Genomic DNA, 3931 nt, shown 5'->3' on the forward strand with positions numbered 1-3931 from the left:
AAAGCTTGTAAAAGGACTTTATTTTGCAGGAGAGCTTCTTGACATTGACGGAGATACAGGTGGATTCAACATACAGGCTGCCTGTTCTACAGGTGTGCTGGTGGCTAAAAGTATAAAAATAAATTAGCTGTAGAGATTCTGAAAATTGTTATTTACTGGATTAACCTTTACAAAAATATAAAAGCCGTGGCTCTAGCCACGGCTTTTATATTTTATAGAATCTTATTATTTAGACAGAGGCTTTTTAAGTCCACCGATTATAAGGGCTGACACAGAAGAACCAGCCAGGATTGCAAATAGATACATTCCTGCATTTTTTACAAGAGGTATAACAAATAATCCACCATGAGGTGCCGGGAGTTCACAACCGAACATCATAGCTAATCCACCTGCTAAAGCCGAACCTAAGATACAAGCGGGAATAACTCTTCCAGGATCTGCTGCAGCAAAAGGAATTGCTCCTTCAGTTATGAATGAAGCTCCCATGATGTAGTTTGTAAGTCCTGACTCTCTTTCCTGAAGTGTAAATTTATTTTTAAAGAATGTAGTAGCCAGTGCTATGGCGATAGGCGGAACCATTCCACCAGCCATAACAGCTGCATGAGGAGCTAGGTTTCCAGATTCTATAGCGGCAATACCAAACGTAAATGCTGCCTTATTTACAGGTCCCCCCATATCTACAGCCATCATTCCACCAAGTACAATTCCCATAAGGACAAGGTTTCCTGTACCCATGTTAGTAAGGAAATTTGCCATTCCTGCATTGATAGAAACTACAGGTATTAATATAATTTTCATAGCAAGTCCTGTGAAAAGAAGTCCCAGGATGGGGAAAATCAGAACAGGTTTCAAACCTTCTAATGTCTGTGGCATTCCGTTTGTAGCTTTTTTTACTGCAAGTACGATATATCCACCAATGAAACCGGCAATAAGACCACCTAAGAAACCTCCTCCTTGATTGGCTGCCATAAATCCTCCAACCATGGCAGGCATGAATCCTGGTCTATCGGCTATAGACATACCGATGAAACCAGCAAGGATAGGGATCATAAGGGCGAATGCTCCTCCCCCACCGATATCCATAAGGAATTTTGCTATAGGGCTAAATGCAGCATCATTAGGATCGAAGGCCTTTATTCCAAACATGAAGGACACAGCTATCAGTATTCCTCCTGCAACGACGAATGGAAGCATGTTGGAAACACCATTCATAAGGTGTCTGTAGAACCCTTTTCTTTCCCCGCCTGAAGAAGCAGTTCCTTTATCACCGGATGATTTGTATACCGGGATTTCTTTACCAAGTGCTTTTTTTATAAGACCTTCAGGATCTCTTATACCTTCTTTTACAGGAACTTCTAAAAGAGGTTTCCCGTCAAATCTGGCCATTTCTACTTTTTTATCAGCGGCAATAATTATAGCTGCTGCATTGTCGATCTCTTCCTGGGTCAGTGGGTTTTTTACACCTGTAGATCCGTTAGTTTCTACTTTTATTTTTACTCCCATCTCTTCGGCTTTTTTCTTGAGAGAATCAGCTGCCATATATGTATGGGCAATCCCTGTAGGACAAGCTGTTACTGCCAGTAAAAATTTGCCTTCGCTGGAATCCATTACCTTATCTTCTTCTACAGTTTCTTCCTCTTCATCTTTTTTAGATATTATAGATACTACCTCTTCTTTTGTTTCTGCTTTTAGCAAAGCCTCTCTGAAGTCATCGTCAAGAAGTGAGGTGGTTAATTTTGTAAGGGTCTCGATGTGGGAATCACTGGCACCTTCTGACGCTGCGATCATGAAAAATAAATTAGACGGTTCTCCGTCAAGAGCATCGTAATCTACTCCTGATTTGTGAAGTCCGAAAGCAAGAGCCGGAGTCTTAACTGCTGCAACCTTGGCATGAGGTATAGCTATACCTTCCTCCAGTCCTGTTGATGACTGAGATTCTCTCTTTAGAATAGCTTCTCTGTAAGCCTCTTTATCATTTAGCTTTCCTGCCTTATCAAGAGCCTCTATAAGCTCGTCAATAACAGCCTCTTTTGTGTTTCCCTTTAGGTCCATGACCATAGTATCTTTTCCTAATAAGTCTAAAATTTTCATTATTTCACCTCACTAATTTATTTTTTCTATTCTTATCTCTTTGATTAAATTCTCCACTTCCCGCAGTGTACAGAGGTTCTTTGAAAAAGCCGAAGCACTTCCAGCTGCGATTCCCATACTGAAGCATTCCTCTATACTGAGCCCTTCTGCTGTCCCTGCGGTAAATCCTCCGACCATTGAGTCTCCTGCACCTACAGAATTTTTCACAACGCCTTTTGGCACGTTTCCAAAATAAACTGAATCTTCAGTTATAAGGAATGCACCGTCTCCTGCCATGGATATAGCGACATTTTTTGCACCCATCTTTTGAAGTTTTTTTCCGTACTCTACCATCTCGTCTTTGTTTTGGATTTTTACATTGAATAGCTCTTCCAGTTCGTGATGATTTGGTTTTATAAGGAATGGTCCTGCCTTTACTGCCTCTTCCAGTGCTTTTCCCTTTGTGTCTAGTATTACCTTGACACCCTTTGGAAGGTCTTCCATGATCCTCTTATAGACATCACTGTCAAAAGACAGAGGGACGCTTCCTGCCATTACTAAAATATCTCCATCTTTTAGCTCTCTTAGCTTACTGAAAAGTTCATCTTTGTTCTCCTGGGTTATCATAGGAGAGTTTCCGTTTATCTCTGTCTCCACATTGCCGCTTTTCATTTTTACATTTACACGGGTGTCTCCTTCTAATTTTACAAAATTACATTTTATATTTTTTTTTAGAAGCTCATCATGGATGAAATCTCCTGTAAATCCTCCTAAAAATCCAAGTGCAACAGATTCGTGTCCGAGATTTTTTAAAACCTGACTTACGTTTATTCCTTTACCTCCTGGAAGTTTATGCTCGCTTTCGCTTATGTTCACCTTTCCTTCTACAAATGAATTCATCTGGATTATGTAGTCCAAAGATGGATTGAGAGTAAGTGTATATATCATACTAACACTCCTTTATTTTAGTTTTTTTTCGATATTCTTCTGCTGGAAGATTATCTGTTATTATTGTGCTGTCTCTGAGTTCTCCGAATGAAACAAAAGAGGTCTTGCCAAATTTTTTATGATCAGCAAGAATATAGGATTTTTGAGATTTTTTTATTACCTCTCTTTTTATCTCTGCCTCTTCTATATCAGGAGTTGTATAGCCGGTTTCTGGGTCTATTCCGTTGGCGCCTATAAAACATTTATTGAAGTTGTACTTTTTCAGAGATTCGATGGTCTCTACCCCTACGAGAGCTCCCGTGGTATTTTTTATCCTTCCTCCTGTGAGGTAGGCCCTTATATTGTACTTCATAAGCTCAGGTATGTGAGTGACTCCGTTTGTCACTACAGTTACATTTTTGCCCTGAAGGTACTTTATCATTCTTTCTGTGGTAGTCCCTGCGTCAATGAAGATGCATTCTCCTTCTAAAACTATTCTAGAAGCGGCTTCGCCGATTTTATCCTTCTCAAATTTATTCTGTATATTTTTAGTATTAAAATCAGCTTCATAAGAATTCTCAGGAAGAGTAGCTCCCCCGTGGACTCTTTTAAGAAGACCGTGTTCCTCTAAATAACTCAGATCTCGTCTGATGGTGGACTCAGATATTTTTAGAGTGTCCACAATTTCTTTCATTTTTACGATTTCTTTATTTTTCAAAAGATTCAATATTATGTCGTACCTTTCTTGACTTAACATCTTATCAACTCCTTAATTAAAATATACACTAATTTTTTAAAAAAATCAACCAAATTCATCCAAAAAAAATCAAAAACAATCAAAAAAATCACACAAAGAACCGAAAACAGTCATAAATGCTTATTTTGTGAATACAAAAAATAAAAAAAATCCTCCCTGTAAAGGGAGGAAAAATTT

At 38.8% G+C, this 3931-nt stretch carries 3 protein-coding genes; all 3 read right to left on the minus strand.

The window, feature by feature from the left end; translation table 11 throughout:
* Positions 1 to 225 precede the first annotated feature (225 nt).
* The 3 genes from ABZA26_RS09535 to ABZA26_RS09545 are packed head-to-tail and all read right to left on the minus strand — an operon-like array spanning position 226 to position 3754.
* Complete coding sequence (locus ABZA26_RS09535) at positions 226 to 2091, minus strand: fructose-specific PTS transporter subunit EIIC (protein ID WP_372714292.1); 1866 nt, start codon at positions 2089 to 2091, stop codon at positions 226 to 228.
* Positions 2092 to 2103: 12 nt separating this feature from the next.
* Positions 2104 to 3018 carry a 1-phosphofructokinase gene (gene pfkB / locus ABZA26_RS09540; protein WP_372714293.1) on the minus strand — a complete coding sequence of 305 codons (915 nt, stop codon included), beginning with the start codon at positions 3016 to 3018 and terminating at the stop codon, positions 2104 to 2106.
* 1 nt (position 3019) lies between these two features.
* Positions 3020 to 3754: a DeoR/GlpR family DNA-binding transcription regulator gene (locus ABZA26_RS09545; protein ID WP_372714294.1), complete on the minus strand. Its 735-nt coding sequence runs from the start codon at positions 3752 to 3754 to the stop codon at positions 3020 to 3022.
* Positions 3755 to 3931 lie beyond the last annotated feature (177 nt).

This window comes from Ilyobacter sp. (assembly GCF_041583315.1).
GTDB lineage: Bacteria > Fusobacteriota > Fusobacteriia > Fusobacteriales > Fusobacteriaceae > Ilyobacter.